The 21,203-nt window shown below is 70.8% G+C and carries 16 protein-coding genes; 3 read left to right on the plus strand and 13 right to left on the minus strand.

Translation table 11 applies throughout. The annotated features are described in order from the left end of the window. Positions 1–141: 141 nt before the first annotated feature. The 3 genes from BM342_RS00580 to BM342_RS00590 form a co-directional block, all read right to left on the minus strand. Positions 142–1,149, minus strand: coding sequence for a LacI family DNA-binding transcriptional regulator (locus tag BM342_RS00580; RefSeq protein WP_092963550.1), 1,008 nt, complete (start codon positions 1,147–1,149; stop codon positions 142–144). A gap of 118 nt (positions 1,150–1,267) precedes the next feature. Beyond that, positions 1,268–2,764 (minus strand): catalase, encoded by a 1,497-nt coding sequence (locus tag BM342_RS00585; RefSeq protein ID WP_092963552.1) that lies wholly within the window; start codon positions 2,762–2,764, stop codon positions 1,268–1,270. A gap of 121 nt (positions 2,765–2,885) precedes the next feature. Continuing rightward, positions 2,886–3,311, minus strand: coding sequence for a Fur family transcriptional regulator (locus BM342_RS00590; protein WP_092963554.1), 426 nt, complete (start codon positions 3,309–3,311; stop codon positions 2,886–2,888). A 106-nt stretch (positions 3,312–3,417) separates the two neighbouring features. On the opposite strand from BM342_RS00590, the gene BM342_RS00595 reads away from it, so the two are divergent. Further along, positions 3,418–5,583, plus strand: coding sequence for a heavy metal translocating P-type ATPase (locus BM342_RS00595; protein ID WP_092963556.1), 2,166 nt, complete (start codon positions 3,418–3,420; stop codon positions 5,581–5,583). Between the two features lie 73 nt (positions 5,584–5,656). Here BM342_RS00595 and BM342_RS00600 read toward each other — a convergent pair whose 3' ends face one another. The 5 genes from BM342_RS00600 to BM342_RS00620 form a co-directional block, all read right to left on the minus strand. Next, entirely contained in the window at positions 5,657–6,718 is a 1,062-nt protein-coding gene (locus tag BM342_RS00600) for a family 43 glycosylhydrolase (RefSeq protein ID WP_255368438.1), read from the minus strand. Between the two features lie 29 nt (positions 6,719–6,747). Further along, positions 6,748–9,510 (minus strand): alpha-L-rhamnosidase, encoded by a 2,763-nt coding sequence (locus BM342_RS00605; RefSeq protein ID WP_255368439.1) that lies wholly within the window; start codon positions 9,508–9,510, stop codon positions 6,748–6,750. Then, a complete protein-coding gene (locus tag BM342_RS00610; protein WP_255368440.1) occupies positions 9,507–10,421 on the minus strand; it encodes a carbohydrate ABC transporter permease in 915 nt (304 codons plus the stop codon). The genes BM342_RS00605 and BM342_RS00610 overlap by 4 nt, the downstream gene beginning before the upstream one ends. A gap of 3 nt (positions 10,422–10,424) precedes the next feature. Continuing rightward, complete coding sequence (locus tag BM342_RS00615) at positions 10,425–11,309, minus strand: carbohydrate ABC transporter permease (protein WP_092963560.1); 885 nt, start codon at positions 11,307–11,309, stop codon at positions 10,425–10,427. 100 nt (positions 11,310–11,409) lie between these two features. Continuing rightward, positions 11,410–12,726, minus strand: coding sequence for an ABC transporter substrate-binding protein (locus BM342_RS00620; protein ID WP_255368441.1), 1,317 nt, complete (start codon positions 12,724–12,726; stop codon positions 11,410–11,412). A 236-nt stretch (positions 12,727–12,962) separates the two neighbouring features. On the opposite strand from BM342_RS00620, the gene BM342_RS00625 reads away from it, so the two are divergent. Beyond that, entirely contained in the window at positions 12,963–13,967 is a 1,005-nt protein-coding gene (locus tag BM342_RS00625; protein WP_092963564.1) for a LacI family DNA-binding transcriptional regulator, read from the plus strand. A 99-nt stretch (positions 13,968–14,066) separates the two neighbouring features. On the opposite strand, the gene arfB is transcribed toward BM342_RS00625, so the two are convergent. From arfB to BM342_RS00650, 5 genes are all read right to left on the minus strand, one after another. Further along, complete coding sequence (arfB, locus tag BM342_RS00630; RefSeq protein ID WP_092963566.1) at positions 14,067–14,504, minus strand: alternative ribosome rescue aminoacyl-tRNA hydrolase ArfB; 438 nt, start codon at positions 14,502–14,504, stop codon at positions 14,067–14,069. Positions 14,505–14,606: 102 nt separating this feature from the next. After that, positions 14,607–16,868, minus strand: coding sequence for a heavy metal translocating P-type ATPase (locus BM342_RS00635; RefSeq protein WP_092963568.1), 2,262 nt, complete (start codon positions 16,866–16,868; stop codon positions 14,607–14,609). Then, complete coding sequence (locus BM342_RS00640; protein ID WP_092963570.1) at positions 16,865–17,110, minus strand: heavy-metal-associated domain-containing protein; 246 nt, start codon at positions 17,108–17,110, stop codon at positions 16,865–16,867. The genes BM342_RS00635 and BM342_RS00640 overlap by 4 nt, the downstream gene beginning before the upstream one ends. Before the next feature lie 133 nt (positions 17,111–17,243). Further along, positions 17,244–18,479 carry a serine hydrolase domain-containing protein gene (locus BM342_RS00645; protein WP_177232000.1) on the minus strand — a complete coding sequence of 412 codons (1,236 nt, stop codon included), beginning with the start codon at positions 18,477–18,479 and terminating at the stop codon, positions 17,244–17,246. A gap of 107 nt (positions 18,480–18,586) precedes the next feature. Further along, positions 18,587–19,888, minus strand: coding sequence for an ATP-dependent DNA helicase (locus tag BM342_RS00650; RefSeq protein ID WP_092963574.1), 1,302 nt, complete (start codon positions 19,886–19,888; stop codon positions 18,587–18,589). Between the two features lie 246 nt (positions 19,889–20,134). On the opposite strand from BM342_RS00650, the gene BM342_RS00655 reads away from it, so the two are divergent. Then, the gene (locus BM342_RS00655; protein WP_143109713.1) at positions 20,135–21,190 is read left to right on the plus strand and encodes a hypothetical protein; all 1,056 of its coding nucleotides are present in this window, start codon (positions 20,135–20,137) and stop codon (positions 21,188–21,190) included. Positions 21,191–21,203 lie beyond the last annotated feature (13 nt).

Below are 21,203 nucleotides of genomic sequence, written 5' to 3' on the forward strand. Positions count from 1 at the left end.
CACTCAATCTGCACAAGATTCCAGATGAGAGGTTGGCTTGTTCCAGTTCGCGGCGCGCGGAACGGCGCGAAGAACGGCACGCCGAAGAGACGCCCGGCACACGGTCGGATCACGGATGTCGCGGCGGAACGGCCCGCGGGATCAGGCGCGCACGGGCCCCGTCGAGCTGCGCAGCACGAACTCCGGCTCGAACAGCAATTCGCCGACCGGCTCGTCGGAGCCCTCGATCTGCGCCATGAGCAGGTCGAAGGCCGCACGGCCCATCGCATCGATCGGCTGCCGCACGGTCGTCAACGGGGGATCGATGAAGCTCATGAGCTGCGAGTCGTCGTACCCCACGACCGAGACGTCGTCGGGCACCCGGAGTCCGGCGCGCCGCGCCGCCCAGATCGCCCCGAGCGCGAGCATGTCCGACGCGCAGACGATCGCCGTCGCGCCCTCGCCGAGCAGCTTCGCCGCACCGGCCTGCCCCGCCTCGATCGAGTACATGCCCTGCACGACGAGCGCGTCGTCGACCTCGCACCCGAGTTCGGCGAGCTTGCGCTGCGCACCGAACACCTTGCGCTGCGACGGCAGGTGCCCGCGTCCGCCCATGAGCAGGCCGATGCGTCGGTGGCCCAGCTGGTGCAGGTGCGTGACGGCCTGCTCGGCCGCCGCGACGTCGTCGGTGGAGACCGTGGGGAACGGGAGCGCGTCGACCGTGCCGTTGATCACGACCGTCGGAAGGCCGGACTCCTGGAGGCGGATGAAGTGCGGGCGCGCCGCCGCACCGTCGGGATTCACGCCGGCGAGGTAGATGACGCCGCTGACCTGCTGCTCGAGCAGCAGCTCGACGAAGTCCGAGTCGGTCATGCCGCCCGTGTTCTGCGTGTTCAGCAGCGGACTGAACCCGTTCTGCGTCAGCGTGCCGCCGATGAGCTCGGCGAGCGCCGGGAAGATCGGATTCTGCAGCTCGGGCATCACCAGCCCCACGAACCGGGGCCGGTCGCCCCGGAGGCTCGAGGGGCGCTCGTATCCGAGCACGTCGAGCGCGGTGAGCACGGCCTGCCGCTTCGCCTCGGACACGCCGGGCCGATCGTTCAACACGCGGCTCACGGTCGCGGGGCTCGTGCCCGCCTTCCGCGCCACATCGCTCAGTCTGCTCGCCACCGTCGCAGTTTACGGCGGCGGTGGCGGTGGGAGGGTCACGACCTCGTCGCCCGGCCGGGAAGGCGATCGATCGCAGGGTGCGGATGCGCGACATCCGCACCCTGCAGTGATCGGTCGGCTAGCTCGGCGTGCCGACCGGCTCGACCGCGGCTTCGGGTGCCTCGGCACCCGCCGTCAGGCGTGCACGCAGGGCCGCGCCGAGGTTCGCGTCGACGTTCGTCCAGTAGCCGATGGCCCGCTCGCGGATGTCGTCGCGCTGCACGCCGCCGACGGCACCCGTGATGGTGTCGAGGAACCGCTCGCGCGCCGCGTCGTCGAAGACCTCGCGGTAGAGCGCGCCGGCCTGGCCGAAGTCGTCGTCTTCAGCGTGCAGGGTCGCGGCGGCGCGCACGAGCTCGCCGTCGGACTCCCACGAACCCTCGCCCGCGCGAGCGGGGTCGGCGACGGGGCCGCCGAAGCTGTTCGGCGCGTACACCGGGGCGGTGGGCGCGTTGAAGCCGTGACGCTGCGCGCCGTCCTGCGAGTAGTTGTGCACCGGCGCGGCGTGCGGCGCGTTCACGGGGATCTGGTTGTAGTTGGTGCCGACGCGGTAGCGCTGCGCGTCGGGGTAGCTGAACACGCGCGCCATCAGCATCTTGTCGGGGCTGATGTCGGTGCCGGGAACCTGGTTCGCGGGCGAGAACGCGGCCTGCTCGATCTCGGCGAAGTGGTTCTGCGGGTTGCGGTTCAGCGTGAAGTGCCCGACCGGGATCAGCGGGTAGTCCGCGTGCGGCCACACCTTGGTGAGGTCGAACGGGTTGAAGCGGTACCCGGCAGCCTCGGCGTAGGGCATGACCTGCACCTTGACGTCCCACGTCGGGAAGTCGCCGCGCTCGATCGCCTCGTGGAGGTCGCGGCGGTAGAAGTCGGCGTCGGCACCCGCGATCGCCTCCGCCTCGATGCCGTCGATGTTCTCGACGCCCTGGCGTGCGACGAAGTGGTACTTCACCCAGAAGCGCTCGCCCTCGGCGTTGATCCACTGGTAGGTGTGCGAGCCGTAGCCGTTGACGTGGCGCCACGACTTGGGCAGGCCGCGGTCGCCCATGAGGTAGGTGACCTGGTGCGCCGACTCGGGCGAGAGGGTCCAGAAGTCCCACTGCATGTCGGCGTCGCGCAGGCCCGAGCCCGGCAGCCGCTTCTGCGAGTGGATGAAGTCGGGGAACTTGATCGCATCGCGGATGAAGAACACCGGGGTGTTGTTGCCGACGATGTCGAGGTTGCCCTCGGTCGTGTAGAACTTCAGCGCGAAGCCGCGCACGTCGCGCCAGGTGTCGGGCGAGCCCATCTCGCCGGCGACCGACGAGAAGCGCAGCAGCGTCTCGCTCGTCGCGCCGGGCTGGAACACCGCCGCGCGGGTGTACGCCGAGACGTCCTCGGTCACGACGAGCTCGCCGAACGCGCCGCCGCCCTTGGCGTGCACGATGCGCTCGGGGATGCGCTCGCGGTTGAACTGGGCGAGCTTCTCGACGAGATAGCGGTCGTGCAGCGCCGTGGCGCCGTCGGCCCCGGCCGTCAGCGAGTGCGCGTCGCTGCCCACCGGGGTGCCGGTCTGGGTGGTCGTGTAGTGCTCGTGCATGGTGCTCCTTCGTTCGGTGGGGAGAACTGTTCGGTAGGGATCGCGCAGAGCGGATGCCGCGGCATCCGTTCTCGGGCGCGACGAACGGACCGCCCGTGGTGGGCGGTGCGATGCGGTGCGCTCACTCGACGGGCGTCGCCTGGCAGTCGGGGCACACGCCCCAGAAGGTGACCTCGGCCGTCTGGATCGCGAATCCGGACGTGGTCGAGGGCGTCAGGCACGGCGCATGGCCGACGACGCAGTCCACGTCGGCGACGGCCCCGCAGCGGGAGCAGACGACGTGGTGGTGGTTGTCGTCGATGCGCCGCTCGTAGAGCGCAGCGGAGCCCGCCGGCTCGATGCGGCGGATCAGGCCCGCCGCGGTCAGGTCGGCGAGGATGTTGTGCACCGACTGGATCGACGTCTTGGGCAGGTCGCGGGATATCGCCCGCAGCACCTGCTCGGCGTCGGAGTGCGCCATGGAGTCCAGCGCCTCGAGGACGGCGACCCGGCCTGCGGTCGCCTTCAGCCCGGCACTGCGCAATGCCGAGTCGAGCGTGGTCTCCATGTCTTCGACCCTACCCGGTGTTTTGAATAACTCAAAACAACTGGCCGAGCCCGCGTGTCCTCCCGATCGGTTGCGTTGATACCCCCTAGGGGTATAGCCTGTCCGCATGGACGAGCACGCGCGTCACGATCACGAGCACCACCACCACGAGCACGGCGGCGCAGGAGCGGCGACGACCGCCCCGGCGAGCCACGACCCTCAGGCTGGGCACGACATGCACGCCGGCCACGACGCCCCTGCCGGCCACGACATGCACGCAGGGCACGACGCCCATGCCGGCCACGCGGGCCACGGCGACCACGTCGGCCAGTTCCGCCGACTGTTCTGGATCATGCTCGTCATCTCGGTGCCGGTCATCGCCTTCAGCGGTATGTTCGCGATGCTGCTCGGCTACGAGCTGCCGGATGCCGCCTTCGTCACGTGGATCTCGCCCGTGCTCGGCACCGTCATGTACGTCTGGGGCGGCCGCCCGTTCCTCACCGGAGCCGTCTCCGAGCTTCGGGCGCGCAAGCCGGGCATGATGCTGCTCATCGCGCTCGCCATCACGGTCGCGTTCCTCGCGTCGTGGGGGGCGAGCCTCGGCCTGCTGCACCACGAGCTCGACTTCTGGTGGGAGCTCGCGCTGCTCATCGTGATCATGCTGCTCGGGCACTGGATCGAGATGCGCTCGCTCGCGCAGACCTCGTCGGCGCTCGAGTCGCTCGCGGCGCTGCTGCCCGACGAGGCCGAGCGCCTCGAAGGCGACGCCGTGGTCACGGTCGCGCCGGGCAACCTCGTCGTCGGCGACCTCGTGATCGTGCGGCCCGGCGGCCGGGTTCCCGCCGACGGCGTCGTCACCGAGGGCACGGCCGACGTCGACGAGTCGATGATCACGGGCGAGTCCCGGGCCGTCAGCCGAGGCCCGGGCGACCACGTGGTCGCGGGAACGGTCGCCACCGACACCGCGATCCGCGTGCGCATCTCGGCAGTGGGCGACGACACCGCGCTGGCCGGCATCCGCCGCCTCGTCGCCGAGGCGCAGAACTCGACCTCGCGTGCGCAGCGCCTGGCCGACACGGCCGCGGGCTGGCTGTTCTGGTTCGCGCTCGGCGCCGCCGTGCTGACGGCGATCGCATGGACGCTCGTGGGGCAGCCCGACGACGCGGTCGTGCGCACCATCACCGTGCTCGTCATCGCCTGCCCGCACGCCCTCGGACTCGCGATCCCCCTCGTCGTGGCGATCGCGACCGAACGCGCGGCGAAGGGCGGCGTGCTCGTGAAGGACCGGCTCGCGCTCGAGAGCATGCGCACGGTCTCGGCGGTGCTGTTCGACAAGACGGGCACGCTCACCAGGGGCGAGCCGGTCGTCACGCACGTCGCGCCGGTCGCGCCGCGCACCGAGGCCGACGTGCTCGCCCTCGCGGCTGCCGCCGAGCAGGACAGCGAGCACCCGCTCGCCAGGGCGATCGTGCAGGCGGCCGTCGCGCGGGAGCTCCGGGTGCCGCGCGCGACCGGGTTCCAGGCGTCCGCGGCCGAGGGTGTCACGGCCGACGTCGACGGCGTGACGGTCGCCGTCGGCGGGCCCGCGATGCTCGCCCGTCATGCGCAGCCCGAGCTCGACGCGGCATCCGCATGGCGCGAGCAGGGCGCGATCATCCTGCACGTGCTCGCCGACGGCGAGGTCGTCGGCGCGCTCGCCCTGGCCGACGAGGTGCGACCCGAGTCGCGCGAGGCGGTCGACGCGTTGCACCGCCTCGGCGTGCAGGTCGTCATGATCACGGGCGACGCCGAGGCGGTCGCCCAGTCGGTCGCCGCGGACCTCGGCATCGACCGCGTCTTCGCCGGCGTGCGCCCCGAAGACAAGGCCGCCAAGGTCGCAGAACTCCAGGGCGAGGGGCACAGGGTCGCGATGGTCGGCGACGGCGTGAACGACGCCCCGGCCCTCGCGCAGGCCGACGTCGGCATCGCGATCGGCGCCGGAACGGATGTCGCGATCGCCTCGGCCGGGGTCATCCTCGCGAGCGACGACCCGCGCTCGGTGCTCTCGGTGATCGAGCTCTCGCGCGCGAGCTACCGCAAGATGAAGCAGAACCTGTGGTGGGCCGCGGGCTACAACCTCATCTCGGTGCCGCTCGCCGCGGGCGTGCTCGCGCCCATCGGGTTCGTGCTGCCCATGGCCGTCGGGGCGATCCTCATGTCGCTCTCGACGATCGTCGTCGCCGTCAACGCGCAGTTCCTGCGGCGACTCGACCTGTCGCCCGAGGCCAGCACCCGCGCGGTGCTCGAGCGCTGATCCGCGCCTTCGGGCGGCGACCACGGACGACGGATGCCGCGGGGCGGCGCTGATCACCACCCCGCGCGCCCGCTCAGCCCTGCGGCTCCACCGCCTCGAACTCCTCGATCGTCCACTCGTCGCGCCACGAGATGTAGGGGCGGTCGCCGTCGAACCGGATCGGCAGCCACACGTAGTCGGCGAGTGACGTGTCGGGCTCGCCGAGGTCGATGGCCCCCCACTCGCGCGGCCCCTCGTGGTCGACGTCGAACACGCGCTCGAACAGCGCGGGGATGTCGGGCAGGTCGGCGGGCGGCGACACGATCCAGCGGTCGGCGATCGCGATGTAGAGGTCGCGCCGATGCGGGTGCTTGAAGATCGACGAGATCTGCGAGCGGTACGACGTGCGCGACTCGTCGTCGGGGTGCGCATCGCCGAGTTCGGTCCACGGACCGTGGTACGAGCCGGCGACCGCGAACTCCGAGGGGTTCGGGAAGTACCCCGTCGTGCCCGACGTCGCGAGGTAGTGCCGGCCGTGGCGGCGGAAGTACGCTGGCGCCTCGCGCACGAACGGCGGCTGCAACCGCGGGAAGTGCGTCGAATAGTAGCCCGAGACATCCGTGTACTCGTCGTTCAGGTCGGCGACGATGAGCTCGCTGTGCACGCGCTCGAAGATGTAGTACGCCTTGCCGTCCGACGGCTCGACGACGAGGTCGAAGTCGCCCGCGTTCATGCCGAGCGGCTTGATGCTGCGCGTGACGAGCTCGTACGGGCCGGTGATCTCGTCGGCGGTGAACACGCTCGAGCGCTGCTCGCCGTTGCGGTGCATGACCTTGACCCAGCAGACGAACTTGCCGGTCGCGGCGTTGTGGATGATGTGCGGCCGGTCGGCCAGCTGCGCCGGGTGCAGCGGGTGGCTCTCGTCGTCGAGCACCGGCGGCAGGATCGTGCCGAGATCCTGCCAGTTGTAGAGGTCCTTCGACGAGTAGGCGCGCACGCCCCAGTGCCAGATGCCGTTGCCGGGGGCCGTCTTCTCCTTGTTCTCGCCGTACCAGTAGAAGGTGTCGCCGACGGCGATGATCGAGCCGCCGTGGGTGTGGATCCGGTTGCCGTCGGTGTCGAGCCACGGTTGCCCGGGTCGGATCGAGTGCTGCACGTGCGTCCTTTCGCGTGTGGGGTCGTTCGTCATGATGGGCTCGCCCCGGTCTCGACAGGCGACGCGGTGACGGATGCCGCGGGCACGGCGTCGTCCTCGTGGGGCCCGCCGCGCCAGCGCAGCTTCGGCCTCGGCGGGTCGGATGCCGCGTCCCGCACCGGGCACGTGAACGTGTGCGCCCCGGCGCCGAGGCCGCGCACCTCGCTGCCGTCGGGCAGGTGCACCCTCGCGGTCGCGCCGACCGGGATCACCACGTCGAGCGTGAACAGCTCGCCCTCGCGGCGCCACGACGAGCTCGCGAGGCCGAGCGGGCCCAGATGGCTCGCCGAGGCGGAGCGCAGCCCGCCGCCGGGCTGGGGCGCGATGCGCAGTTGTGCGCCGCCGGGCGACGCCGTGTCGAGGCCGGCGATGACGCGGTGCATGAAGCCTGCGACCGCGCCGAGCGCGTAGTGGTTGAACGAGGTCATGTCGCCCGGGTTCACGGTGCCGTCGGGCAGCATGCTGTCCCACCGCTCCCAGATCGTGGTCGCGCCCATGCCGACCTGGTAGAGCCACGACGGCAGCTGGTCCTGGAGCAGCAGGTGGTAGGCGGCATCCATCGCGCCCGCCTTGGCGAGCGCATCGCAGATGATCGGCGTGCCGACGAAGCCCGTGCTGATACGGAAGTCGTTGGCCGCGACGAGCTCGACGAGCCGTTCGCCCGCGCGCTGCTCCTGCTCGTCGGTCGCGAACAGGTCGAACATGATCGCGAGCGCGATCGACGTGGGGGTGTCGCTCACGATGCGCCCGGCCGGCGAGAGGTACTCGGCGCGGAACGCGGCGAGCGCGCGCTCGGCGACGCCGCGGTAGCGGGCCTCGTCGGCGCGACGACCGAGCAGGTCCGCCGTCTCGGCCATGATCCGCGCGGTGCGCACGTGGTACGCCGTGGCGACCAGGTGCTTGTCGGTGTGCGACTGCCCTGGGTTGTCCGGCGGGGCGGCGGGGTCGAGCCAGTCGCCCAGCTGGAACCCGGTGTTCCAGAGCCCGGTACCTCCCGTGAGCCGGTCGACGAGATCGACCCACGCCCGCATGCTGTCGTACTGGTCGACGAGCACGCGCGTGTCGCCGTCGTGCCGGTAGAGCTCCCACGGCACGATGACCGCGGCATCCCCCCATGCAGCGGTCGGGAAGTTCGGGAACCCGCACTCGATCCACGGCACGAAGTTCGGCACGTGCCCCTGCTCGGCCTGCTCGGCGGCGACGTCGCGCAGCCAGCCCGAGAGCGTGCCGTGCGCGGCGTAGAGGCGCAGCGCGGTCGGCGCGAAGACCTGGATGTCGCCGGTCCAGCCGAGGCGCTCGTCGCGCTGCGGGCAGTCGGTCGGCAGGTCGACGAAGTTGTCGCGCATGCTCCACACGACGTTCTCGTGCAGGCGGTCCAACGACGGGTTCGAGCTCTCGAACCATCCGGTGCGCACCATGTCGGTGTGCACGACGAGGGCTTCGACGTCGACCGTCTCGAGGTCGCCCGGCCAGTCCTCGAGCTCGGCGTAGCGGAATCCGTGGATCGTGAACCGCGGCGACCAGGCCTCGACGCCGTCGCCCGCGCACGTGTACGCGTCGATCGACACCGCCGCACGGAGGGGGCGGATGCCGAGGGCGCCGTTCTCGAGCACCTCGGCGTGGTGCAGCCGCACCGTGTGCCCTGCGGGGCCCTGCAGCCGGATGCGCAGCTTGCCCGAGACGTTCTGGCCGAAGTCCAGCCGGATCCGACCCCCGTCGAGGCGCTCGATCGTCTGCGGCCGCAGCGTCTCGATGACCCGCACGGGTGGACCGGTCGGCGGTTCCAGCCGCGCCTCGAACCCGTCGAGCGGCAGCAGCACGGGCGCCGACCAGTCGGCGTCGTCGAACTCGGGCAGGCTCCAGCCGGCGGGCAGCAGGCGGGCGTCGTAGCGCTCGCCCTCGTAGAGCCCGACCTCGGTGATGGGCGACGGATGCCACGACCAGGCGTGCTCGAGGGGTACGCGCACGAGCCGGCCGTCGTCGAGCACGAGCTCGAGCTGCAGGAGCAGGGCGACATCCGTTCCGTAGACGTTCCACAGGCCGCCGTCGAAGCCGATGCGGCCGCGGTACCAGCCGTCGGCCAGCCAGGCGCCGATCGCGTTGCGGCCCTCGACGAGCGCGTCGGTCACGTCGTAGGTCTGCGTGCGCAGGCGATGCGAGTAGCTCGTCCAGCCCGGCGAGAGCAGGTCGTCGGCCACCGGGGTGCCGTTCAGCTCGAGCTCGTACACGCCGTGGGCGGTCGAGTACACGCGGGCTCGACGGATGCTGCCGGGCGCGAGGCCGAGGTCGGCCGCATCCCACGTCGCGCGGAGGAGGTATCCGGGGCGCAGCTCGCCCGAGGATCCCGCCGGCTCCGCAGGCGACGGCGACACGAACGGCACGACCCAGTCGCTTCGGTCGAGCAACCCGGCCTCGACCCGCAGCGTCCGGCTCCACGCGGCATCCGCGTCTGCCGCACGCACCCGAAGGTCGCCGCCGGCGCGCGACCGGAGCTCCTCGAACGGCCAGTCGACGAGACGGGTCCCGCCCGTGCTCGTGACCGAGTGCTCGACCCGGCCGTCGTCGCGCCGCAATTCGAGCTCCCACGCCGCGGCGGGCGCCGTGGCGATCCACGACAGGCGCGGGCGCGCCTCGCCGATGCCCAGGCCGTCGAGGCCGCGACGGTTCTCGAGCCACAGTTCGCGGATCTCGGGTTCGTCGACGACGGAGCGCTGCCCACCGGCATCCTGAACCTGCATGTGCTGCCGCGTCATCCCTTCACCGATCCCGCCGTGAGGCCCTTCATGACCTGCTGGTTCAAGAACAGGTAGAGCAGCAGCGTGCCGAACACGCTCACGGCGATCGCCGCGAAGGTCGGGCCGTACTGCACGGCGCCGTACTGGCCGGTGAAGTTCAGCAGCCCCACCTGGATGGTGCGCAGGTTGCTGTTCGTCGTGAAGGTCAGCGCGATCAGCAGGTCGTTCCAGAGGAAGAAGAACTGCACGAGGCCGACCGTGAAGATCGCGTTGCGCACGAGCGGCAGGCCGACGCTCCAGAACGCCCGGAGCATGCTCGCGCCGTCGAGGGTGGCCGCCTCGAAGATCTCCCTGGGGACCGTCCTGAAGAAGGTCGCCATCATGAACACGGTGAGCGGCAGCCCGATCGCCGTGTACGTCAGGATCAGCGGCCAGAGGCTGCCCGTGAGGCCGGTGCGGAAGTAGATCGTGAACAGCGGCAGCAGGATCATCTGAGCCGGCACCATGATGCCCGCGAGGAAGAGCAGCAGCACCGGCCCTCGGCCCTTCCAGACCAGGACCTCGAGCGCGAAGCCGGCCGCGACGCCGAACAGCAGGATGAAGAACAGCGACGGGAACACCGCGAGCACGCTGTTGACGATGTACTGGCCGAAGTTGCCGGTCGTGAAGACCTCGACGTAGTTGTCGAACGACCACGACGACGGCAGTGCCCAGAACGGCTCGTTGAGGAACTCGGACTGGGTCTTGAACGACCCGAGGAGCATCCAGAGCATCGGGTAGATCTCGATGACCAGCAGCACGGCGATGATCGCGCGCAACGGCAGGCGGGCGAAGAAGTCGCGGGCGCCTCGCCTGCTTCGCGGCGCCCTTGGCGACGAGATCGCGACGGTGTGCAGGGCGTCGGGGCGGGAGTCGATGGTGGCGGACACGGGTCAGCCCTTCGTGAGGTCCCGGCGCGTGGACCGGAAGATGAAGACGGTGAACAGCAGGCAGAGGATCGTCAGCATGAGCGCGATCGTCGACCCGTAGCCGTAGTCGCCGTAGGTGAACGAGGTCTGGAACATGTAGAGCGTCAGCGGCGTGGTCGCATTGCCCGGGCCGCCGTTGGTCAGGGCGACGACGGTGTCGAAGACCTTGAGCGTGCCGTTGATGCTGAAGATGAGCGACGAGAGCAGCACCGGCAGCGAGAGCGGCAGCACGATGCTGCGCACGAGCTTCCAGCCGTGCGCGCCGTCGAGACGGGCCGACTCGAGCAGCTCGTCGGGGATGTCGACGAGGCCCGCGTAGAGCAGCACGGCGTAGAAGCCCATCGACCGCCACAGGTCCATCAGGATCACGATCCAGAACGAGGCGTCGGGCGTGCCGAACCAGTCGACGGATGCGATGCCGAACGAGTTCAGCAGGGCGTTCACGGGGCCCGTGGTCGGCGCCGCCTCGAAGAGCCGCTGGAACAGCAGCGCCACGGCGACCGTCGGCAGCACGACCGGGAAGAACACGATCGTGCGGATCAGGCTCGACGCCTTGCGGAGCCAGAACACGTAGAGCAGCGCGAGGCCGTAGCCGACGGCGACCTGCAGCACGGTGAGCACGAGGGCGTACTTCAGCGTGAAGCCGATCGCCTCCCAGGCCGCGGGGTCGCTGAAGAAGGTCGCGAAGTTGTCGAAGCCGGTGAACTGGAACCCGACGATCGGGTTGCCGTCCATCACCGTGTAGCCGAGCGACCACACGATGGGCACGAGCATGATGATGCTGTAGACGAGCAGCGCCGGCCCGAGCAGGATCAGGATGGTGCGCTTGTCGCCGAGTGCTTTGTCCATGGGATGACAATCTGGTTCGGCCGCCGAGGCGGCGGGTCTGGTGCGGCATCGCCGGGCCGCGACGGATGCCGCGGCCCGGCCATGCGGGGTGGAGCGGGCGTCAGCCCTGGTCGTTCGCCGACTGCACGAGGTCCATGAACTCCGCGCCGGTGAGGGTGCCGTTGCCGAGACCGCCTCCGTTGGTCTGGCTGACGGTCGTGCCCTTCGACGTGAAGAGCGCCTCGAACCAGAGCACGCTCGAGGGCGCATTCGCGATGACGTCCTGCACGGTCTGCGTGGTCTCGGGCAGGTCGGCGGGCGGGTTCTCGAGCGCGAAGCCCGAGACGACGCCGCTGTCGGCGAGCACGGTGTCGCCGTAGTTCTCGGCGATGCACTTGAGCCAGGCGCCGGTGGTGTCGGTGTAGCCGGCCGACGACAGCATCACCGGGATGCCGACGTTCGCGGGCACCTGGTCGATGCTTCCCGCGCCGCCCTCGACATCCGGGAACTGTGCGAAGCCGATGTTGTCCGCGCCGATCTGGTTCTGCTCGGGGTCGTTGAAGTTCGCGAGCGCCCAGCTGCCCATGTAGAAGAACGCGGCTCCGCCGGTGAGGAACTGGTTCATCGCGGCGTTGTAGTCGACCGAGCCGACCGCGTCGCCGAAGTACCCGGCCTTGCCGAGCTCGGCGACCGCGTCGGCGGCGGCGACGTACTCGGGGTCGGTGAGCTTCGCGTCGCCGTCGGCGACCTTCTTCAGCGCATCGGGTCCGAGGTCGCGCACGATGTAGTCGCCGACGAGGCGCGTGACGGGCCAGCCGTCCTTGCCTGCCGCCGCGAACGGCTGCACGCCGGCCGTCTTCAGCGTCGCGGCCGCGTCGACGAGGTCGTCCCACGTCTTGGGCGCGTCGATGCCGTTGTCGGAGAGGAGCTGCTTGTTGTACCAGAATCCCTCGATGTTCAGCTCGGTCGGCAGCGCGTAGAGCGCGTCGCCGCCGTAGAGCGCCTTGATCGTGGACTCGGCGGCCGGGAGGATCTTGTCGGCGACGCCGAGGTCGTCGAGGGCCTTCGAGAGATCCTGCACCTGGCCGGCGTCGATGAACTGCTGCATGAGCGACGGCGTGCCGGCAGCCATCGACATGTCCGAGAGGGCGCCCTGGCCGGCGAGCAGCTGGAGCTTCTGGTCCCACTGCGTGCCGGCGACATTGTCGGTGGTCAGCGGTGCGGCCTTCTCCTCGGCCGCGCACTGGTCGCCGCCGAGCGTCTCGAGGGTCTTCACGATCGTGGTGTTCTCGGTCTGGCCGAGGTAGGTGAACGTCTTGTCGTCGCCTCCGGCACTGCTGCCGCCGTCCGCGGGGCCGCACGCGGTGAGCGCGAGTGCACCGGCGCCCAGCAGTGCACCGAGGGGCAGCAGTCGCCGCCGCATGAATGCTGTGGTCACGATTCCTCCTTGAATGTGGCGCTGATTGAAGCGCTTCACCGATAAGATAGCCATCGATTCAGGAATTGTCACGCAAGTTCGATCACATTCTTGAAACGCTTCATTCCATTCGGCCGCCACCGACGGCTAGCGTGGGAGCATATCGAAGAGGCGGCGGCCCGAGGTCGCCGCAGCCACGCACACGGAGGTGCACCATCCCCGCTGAACGACGTCGAGCCGCCAGGGCCCAGCCCAGCATGGCGGATGTCGCGCGCCACGCCGGCGTGGCGATCGGCACCGTCTCGAACACGCTCAACAACCCCGACAAGGTGTCGGAATCCACCCGACGGCGCGTGCTCGCGTCGATCGCCGAACTCGGGTTCGTGCGCAACGACGCCGCCCGCTCGCTCGCCGCGGGCAGCAGCACGACCGTCGGGCTCGTGCTCGCCGACCTCGACAACTCGTTCTTCGTCGACATCGCCCGCGGCGCGGAGTCCCTGCTCCGACAGCACGGCATGAACCTGCTCATCGCGAACACCGACGTCGACCCCGCCCGCGAGCAGCGCAACCTCGAGCTGTTCGAGGAGTCACGGGTCGCGGGCATCCTGCTCGCCCCGACGCCCTGGGTCGCCCCGCGCATGCCGACCGTGCGCAGCACGCCGCTCGTGTACGTCAACGCCGAACCCTTCGACGCCCTGCACTCGGGCGTCGTCGTCGACGAGCGCCATGGCGGCTACCTCGCGGCGCGCCACCTCATCGACCTCGGCCGCACCCGCCTCGCGTTCGTCGGCGGGCCGTTCCTGCTGAGCGCCGTCGCCGGGCGCTACGAGGGGGCCCGCCGAGCGGTCGACGAGAGCGACGGCGTCACGCTCGAGACCATCGAGACGCGCGGCGTCGACATCTCGCACGGACGCCACGCCGCCCGCGACATCATCGACGCAGGCGCCGGCCGGTTCGACGGCATCGTCGCCGCATCCGACCTGCTCGCGATCGGCTGCCTCCAGGTCCTCGATCAGGAGCCCGGCTTCGACGTGCCCGCCGACCTCGCCATCACCGGATACGACAACAACCACTTCGTCTCCGAGAGCGCGACCCCCGTCAGCACGATCGCCCAGCCCGGCGAGGAGATGGGGCGCGTCGCGGCGCAGATGCTCATCAACCAGATCGTCGAGCCCGGCACCGTGCACCCGCGCACCGTCGCCCTCGCGCCGAGCCTCATCGCCCGACGCTCGACGCTCGGCGAGGCCTGGCGCCGCGACTGACGCCCGAAGCAAGACGACGTCGAGCGCTCAGTCCAGCGCTGCCGAGCCGAGCGCCGGGAAGTCCGGTGCGACGGAGTCCCGCACCGCGAGATCTCGTCGTCAGTCGCCCGGCGGCCGACGCAGTCGCTTGACGTCGGTGCGTCGCTTCTTCGCCTGCAGTCGCCGCTCCTTCGACCCGCGACTCGGCTTGGTCGCCCGTCGCGACGCCGGCGGCGGCCTGAGCAGGTCGGCCACGAGCGCGGCGAGTCGATCGCGCGCGGAGTCCCGATTGCGCAGCTGCGCGCGGTGCTCGGATGCCGCGATCGTCAGCACTCCGTCGACGAGGCGGCTGCCCAGCCCTTCGAGGAGCCGCTCTCGCTGGATCGCCGTGAGCGCCGTCGAGCCCGCGACATCCCAGACGAGTTCCGCCCGGGAGTCGGCGGTGTTCACGCCCTGCCCGCCCGGCCCCGACGACCGGGAGAACCGCCACGACAGCTCGGACTCGGGGATCGTGAGTCCGGCGTTCACCCGGAGACCGGGGCGGTGGACGGCAGGCATGGGTCCATCATCCTCGCTCGCGACGCGACGACGGACGCTGCCGCCGAGTCGGACTCGACAGCGGCGTCCGTCGCGCGGCATCGGCGCGATTCGGCGGGCGACTCAGCGCACCCCGCGGAACCGCCTGAGCAGCAGGCTGTTGCCGACGACGAACACCGATGAGAACGCCATGGCGGCGCCTGCGACGAGCGGGTTCAGCATGCCGAGCATCGCCACCGGGATCGCCGCGACGTTGTAGGCGAAGGCCCAGAACAGGTTGCCCTTGATCGTGGCGAGCGTGCGCCGTGACAGGCGGATCGCGTCGACGACGGCGACGAGGTCGCTGCGCACGAGCGTCAGGTCGCTCGCCTCGATCGCGGCGTCGGTACCGGTGCCCATCGCGATGCCGAGGTCGGCGGTCGCCAGCGCGACGGCGTCGTTCACGCCGTCGCCGACCATCGCGACGACCCGGCCCTCGGCCTGCAGCGCGCGCACGACCTCGGCCTTGCCGGCGGGCAGCACGCCGGCCCGCACCTCGTCGATGCCGACCTCTGCCGCGACGGCGCGCGCCGCACGCTCGTTGTCGCCCGTGAGCAGCATCGGCCGCAGGCCGAGTTCCCTCAACTGCGCGACTGCGGCGGCGCTGTTCTGCTTCACCGTGTCGGTGACGCTCAGGATGCCTCGGGCCGCGCCGTCCCACGCGACGGCGACGACCGTGCCGCCCGCCGCCTCGAGGTCGGCCTGCCGAGCGCCCAGCGCGGTCGGCAGCTCGATGGCCCACTGCTCGGCGAGCCACGCGGAGCGACCGACGAGCACGAGGCGTCCGTCGACGATCGCCTGCACGCCCAGGCCCTGGGTCGAGGTGAACGACTCGACGGGCGGGAGTTCGCCTGCAGCCCGCGCCGCGGTCGACACGGCCGCCGCGATCGGGTGCTCCGATCCGGACTCGGCTGCGCCCGCGAAGCGCAGCACTTCGGCCCCGCTCTCGCCGGGCGCCGGCACGACGCCGGCGAGCGACATCCGCCCGCTCGTGACCGTGCCGGTCTTGTCGAGCAGGATCGTGTCGACGCGCTTGGTCGACTCGAGGATCTGTGGGCCCTTGATGAGGATGCCGAGCTGCGCGCCGCGCGCGGTGCCGACCAGCAGCGCCATGGGCGTCGCGAGGCCGAGCGCGCACGGACACGCGACGATGAGCGTCGCCACGGCGGCCGTGAACGCGACCTCGGCTCCTGCACCGGCGAGCAGCCAGCCCGCGAGGGCGGCGAGCGCGAGCCCGATCACGATCGGCACGAACACCGCTGAGACGCGGTCGGCGAGCCGCTGCACGTCGGCCTTGCCGGTCTGCGCCTGCTCGACCAGCCTCGCCATGGTGGCGAGCTCGGTGTCGGCGCCGACGCGCGTCGCACGCACGACCAGGCGGCCGTCGACGTTGATCGTCGCGCCGACGACTGCGTCGCCCGTCGCGACCTCGACCGGCACGGACTCGCCGGTCAGCATGCTCGCGTCGACCGCCGAGGCACCGTCGACCACGACGCCGTCGGTGGCGATCTTCTCGCCGGGGCGCACCACGAACCGGTCGTCCACCGACAGGTCGGCCGCCGGCATCCGCACCTCGACGCCGTCGCGCAGCACGGACACCTCGCTGGCACCCATCTCGAGCAGGGCCGAGATGGCCGCGGTCGAGCTGCGCTTGGCGCGCGCCTCGGCGTATCGGCCTGCGAGCACGAACACCGTGACCGCGGCGGCGACCTCGAGGTAGATCTCGTCGGCACCTGCTCCGGGAGCGGTGAACAGCTCGAAGGTCATGGTCATGCCGGGCATGCCCGCGTGGCCGAAGAACAGCGCGTACGTCGACCAGGCGAAGGCCGCCAGCACGCCCACGCTGATGAGCGTGTCCATGGTCGCCGCTCCGTGACGCAGGTTGATCCACGCCGCACGGTGGAACGGCCAGGCGCCCCACAGCGCGACCGGTGCGGCGAGTGCGAACGCCAGCCACTGCCAGTTGGTGAACTGCAGCGCCGGGATCATCGACAGGAGCACGACCGGCACCGCGAGCACGGTCGAGACGATCAGCCGTCGGCGCAGAGATGCCACGTCGCCGTCATCGTGCGCTCGGTCGGGCGCACCGTGGCCGCCGGAACCCACGGCCCCGACCGGGGCCTCGACCTTCGGCGCGGGCAGCGTGGCCGTGTAGCCGGTGGCCTCCACCGTGGCGATCGCATCGGCGACGCTGACGCCCGCGGGCAGGCGCACGTTCGCCTTCTCGGTCGCGTAGTTGACCGTGGCCTCGACGCCGGGCATGCGGTTGAGCTTCTTCTCGACGCGCGCCGCGCACGACGCGCAGGTCATGCCGCCGACGATGAGGTCGACCTGCTGTGCGGTCATGATGCCAGGTCGGCCACCTCGTAGCCGGCCTCGTCGATGGCGGATGCGACGTCGGCGGCGTCGAGCTCGGCGGTGCTCTGCACGGTCACCCGCGACACGCCGCCGGTGACGAGCTCGACCTGGACCGACGAGACGCCGTCGATGCGCCCGAGCTCGCCGGTGACCGAGCCGACGCAGTGCGCGCAGGTCATGCCGGCGACGCCGAAGGTCGAGATGGTGCCGGATGCGTCGGTCGCGCTCATGTGATCCTCCTGAAGTTCGGGACTGGTACCCCCATGGGGTATTCGTTCGAACACAACGGTACACCACCCGGGGGTATTCCGCACGAGGTGCGAACGAAGCCCGGGAGCCGGTGTCGGTGACGAGCGGCGTGCGTCAGGCGGCCGGCGTCGCGCAGGTCGCGAGCTTGCCCATGTTCGCGGTGGCCTGCTCGAGCGACCACGGCAACTCGACCAACGGCGCCTCGCGGCCGTCGACGGCGTCGGCCTTCGATCCGATCGAGGCGAGCGCGAACGCGGCTTCTCTGGCGAACGCGTCGCCCGCGCTCGAGTTGTTGAGCACCAGCACGACCGTGAGCCCCGACGACGGGTCGGTGAGGGCCGCGGTCAGCGTGCCGGGAGACTCGCTGACGTCGCCGCGCAAGGGCCCGAACGTCGAGCCGCCGATGCCGCCCTGGTACCACGTCGGCACGGAACCGCTCAACGCCTGGGTCGTCCACTGGTCGGCCGTCGTGCTCTCGGACCACAGCGAGCCCGTGGCGAACGCCTCGCTGAAGACCTGCAGGTCGTGCAGCGTGGTGGTGGCGCCTGCCGCCTCGGCGCCGATCGAACTCGACTGGTCGGACTGGTCGAGCCGCGTCGCGCAGTCCGGCTTGCCGTCGCCCTTGATCGCCGCGGAGTAGGCGCCGAGCAGGCCGTGCCCGCCGGCGTCGGCCGCCGGGATGCCCGTGTCCTCCATGCCGAGCGGGGCGAAGACGTACTGGTCGGCCAGCGACGCCCAGGACTGCCCCGTGTGCCGCTGCATGCCCATCGCCGCGAGCAGCACTCCCGTGCGCGACTCGGTCACCGCGCTGCCCGGAGGACCCGTGCGGGCGAGGCCCATCCCCGTCGCGACGAGTTCGTTGTCAGACCACGGCCGCTGCGGGTTCGCTGCGATCACGCGCTCGAGGCCCGGGTAGTAGTCAGCGACGCCCGACGAATGCCGGCACAGCTGCTCGTAGGTGATGCCGCCGAGCGAGGGGATCCAGTCGACGTCGTCGGCGATCTCGTCAGCGAGGTCGAGCCGACCGTCGTCGACGAGCTTCAGCATGATCGAGCACGTCACCTCCGACGTGAGCGTGCCCATGCGGAACGGCGTGTCGACCGCCGTCGGAACGGCTTTCTCGTCGAACGACACGGTGCCGGATGCCGCGGTCCACTCCCCCGACCACGGAGCCCAGACGCCGGCGATGCCACCGCTCGAGCCGCTCAGCGCGATCGCCTGCTCGAGCACGCCCTGCAGGGCGTCGGTGCTCGCGGAGGCGAGTTCGGCGTCGACCGGGTCGAACTGCGCGGCCGGATTCGCTGGCCCGAACGAGCAGCCCTGCAGCCCGATCGAGAGCACGACGAGCACTCCGGCGGCGATACCCCATCTCCGCCGCCGACTTCCCCGCCGAGCAGCCACGAGCCCCCCTCGCTGTGTCTCGACGAGAGTCTAACCCGGCGTTCCTGTGCAAGCGATCAGGACGCCGGACCGATCTCGCGGTGGGCTCCGGACATGAAGCGCTCGACCGCGGAGTCGACGATGATGTCGCTCGGTCGGAGCGGTCTGGAGAGGTAGAGGCCGTCGAGCGAGGTGAGCCGGCTGAGCGCGACATAGGTCTGCCCGGGGCTGAACACGCGCTGTCCGAGATCGACGATGGCCGTGTCGTAGCTCGCGCCCTGAGACTTGTGGATCGTGACCGCCCAGGCCAGCCGCAGCGGGAACTGCGTGAACTCCGCCACGATCTGCCGCTCGAGCTTCTTGCGGCCCGGGTCCCAGGAGTACTTGTACTTCTCCCACGTCGCGGGCTCGACCTCGTGCTCCTCGCCGTCGACCTCGACGCGCAGCTCGCGGTCGAGTCGGGTGACGGTGCCGATGGTGCCGTTGACCCAGCGCTGGCCGTCGGGCCCGATCGCCGTGTCGTTGCGCAGGAACATGACCTGCGCCCCGACCTTGAGCTCGAGGCGCTCGTCGGCGGGGTACGCCCGGCCCCCGAAGTCGCCGGCGACCTCGGCCTCGTTCGCCTTCGACGTGCCGGGAAGCCGATGCAGTTGCGTCGCATTGATGCGGTTGACCGTGCCGTTCGTGGTCGCGAGGGTGATCGCACCGTGCTCGGGCAGGGGGCGGCGCGCCCCGATGCCGTTGAGCACGCCCGCGATCTCGGCAGTGACCATGCCGTGGCGCACGGCGTTCAGCATGTGCTTGAACTCGGCATCGTGCTGGCGGTGCACCTCGCCGAGCTCGAAGATGCGCAGGTCGGTCTCGCGCCAGACCTTGGCGTCGAAGAACCACATCGAGTCGTAGGTGTCGGCGAAGTAGGCCCGCTCGTCGCCGTCGCCGGGCACGGGCGCGAGCTGGTACGGGTCGCCGAACAGCACGACCTGCACGCCGCCGAACGGCTCGTGCCTGCGCTGCCTCGCCTGCCGGAGCGCGCGATCCATGGCGTCCATCAGGTCGGCGTTCACCATCGAGATCTCGTCGATGACGAGGGTGTCCATGGCGTTCAGGATCTTGCGCACGGCGTCGTTCTGCTCGATCTCGTGGTCGGCGATGACCCCGATCGGCAGGCGGAAGAGCGAGTGGATCGTCTGCCCGCCGACGTTCAGCGCGGCGACGCCCGTGGGCGCGCAGATCACGATCTGCTTCTGCGTGTTCCAGTTCAGGTGGTTGAGCAGCGTGGACTTGCCGGTGCCCGCCCGACCCGTGACGAACACGTGGTCGCGCGTGCCCTCGATCGCCTCGAAGACCGCGGTCTGCTCGCGCGTGAGGGTGGGGGCCAAGGGTTCTCCGGCTGATCGGACGCCGCTCGACGAGGGCTGCTCTGAGGCGCGCCTGCCTGGCGCGATCCCACTGTAACCGGGCGACGCGGGTTCGGCGGCGTCGGCCGGGCGAGATGTGCAGACCCCGTGCAGACCGGTTCCCCATGTGGAGGGGCGGATGCCGCGTCGCGGCCGCGACCGCCCGCTCGAGCGCCTGCCGGCCCGGCGCTCGGGCCTGCGGCATCCGTCGCCGCCTAGACTGACGGGGTGACTGGCTCGGGGGTGCGAAGCGGCCGGCTCTCACCGCTATCGATCGTCGCGTGGGCCGGACTCGCCATGCTGCTCGTCGGCGCCTTCCTCGCCGCGCTCGGCGGCCTCAACCAGACCACGTACGGCGCCGCGAACTTCGTCGAGCGCTACCTCGCCGCGGTCGCCGACGACGACCTCGCGACCGCGATCACGACCCCGGGCGTCGCACTCGACGCCGAGGAGCTCGAGGCGAAGGGGCTGCCGGCCGACATCTCCACGGCGATGCTGAGGTCCGACGTGATCGAGGCCGGGCCCGAAGACGTGCGCGTCGTCGACGACGTCGTGAACGACGACGGCACGCACACCGTCACAGCCAGTTACCGGCTCGATACGGCGATCCTGCAGACCTCGTTCGACGTGCGCGCGATCGACCCGCTCTACGGCGTGCTCAACCGCTGGGCGTTCGTCGAGAGCCCGATCGCCGTGGTCGACGTGACCGCCGCGCACTACCCGATCTTCACGGTCGGCGACCTCACGCTCGACACCCGGGCGTCGAAGACCGGCGACGAGCTGAGCGCCTTCTCCCAGGCCGCGCCCTACCTCGCGATCGCGCCCGCCGCATACGAGTTCGGCGCCTCCGACACGCTCGTCGTCGCGGCACCCGTTCCGATCACGGCCGAGCCCGGTGCGAGCGTCGCCGTGACCGTCGACGCGCAGCCGACCGCCGACTTCAACGCGCGCGTGCAGACCCAGGTCGATGCCTACCTCGACGACTGCGCGACCCAGGCCGTGCTGCAGCCGGCCGGCTGCCCGTTCGGCATCGAGATCGACGACCGCGTGCTCGGCGAACCGGCGTGGTCGATCGTGGAGTATCCCGAGGTGGTGCTCACCGCCGGCGAGTCCGCGTTCGAGATGCCCCCCACGGCCGGCACCGCGCACATCTCGGTGGAGGTGCAGTCGCTCTTCGACGGCGAGATCAGCCAACTCGAGGAGGACCGCCCCTTCAAGGTCGCCCTGAGCGCGTCGATCCGGCCCGACGGCAGCATCGCGATCCAGCTGCAGCAGACCGACTGACGCCGGCCGAATC

Origin of the sequence: Agromyces sp. CF514, assembly GCF_900113185.1 — a bacterium.
GTDB lineage: Bacteria > Actinomycetota > Actinomycetes > Actinomycetales > Microbacteriaceae > Agromyces.

Coding starts and splice junctions, on each gene's coding strand:
- BM342_RS00625 (WP_092963564.1), top strand. CDS start 12,963: ATGGCGGATGTCGCGCGCCACGCCGGCGTGGCGATCGGCACCGTCTCG.
- BM342_RS00635 (WP_092963568.1), bottom strand. CDS start 16,868: ATGACCGCACAGCAGGTCGACCTCATCGTCGGCGGCATGACCTGCGCG.
- BM342_RS00640 (WP_092963570.1), bottom strand. CDS start 17,110: ATGAGCGCGACCGACGCATCCGGCACCATCTCGACCTTCGGCGTCGCC.
- BM342_RS00615 (WP_092963560.1), bottom strand. CDS start 11,309: ATGGACAAAGCACTCGGCGACAAGCGCACCATCCTGATCCTGCTCGGG.
- BM342_RS00595 (WP_092963556.1), top strand. CDS start 3,418: ATGGACGAGCACGCGCGTCACGATCACGAGCACCACCACCACGAGCAC.
- BM342_RS00590 (WP_092963554.1), bottom strand. CDS start 3,311: ATGGAGACCACGCTCGACTCGGCATTGCGCAGTGCCGGGCTGAAGGCG.
- BM342_RS00605 (WP_255368439.1), bottom strand. CDS start 9,510: ATGACGCGGCAGCACATGCAGGTTCAGGATGCCGGTGGGCAGCGCTCC.
- arfB (WP_092963566.1), bottom strand. CDS start 14,504: ATGCCTGCCGTCCACCGCCCCGGTCTCCGGGTGAACGCCGGACTCACG.
- BM342_RS00585 (WP_092963552.1), bottom strand. CDS start 2,764: ATGCACGAGCACTACACGACCACCCAGACCGGCACCCCGGTGGGCAGC.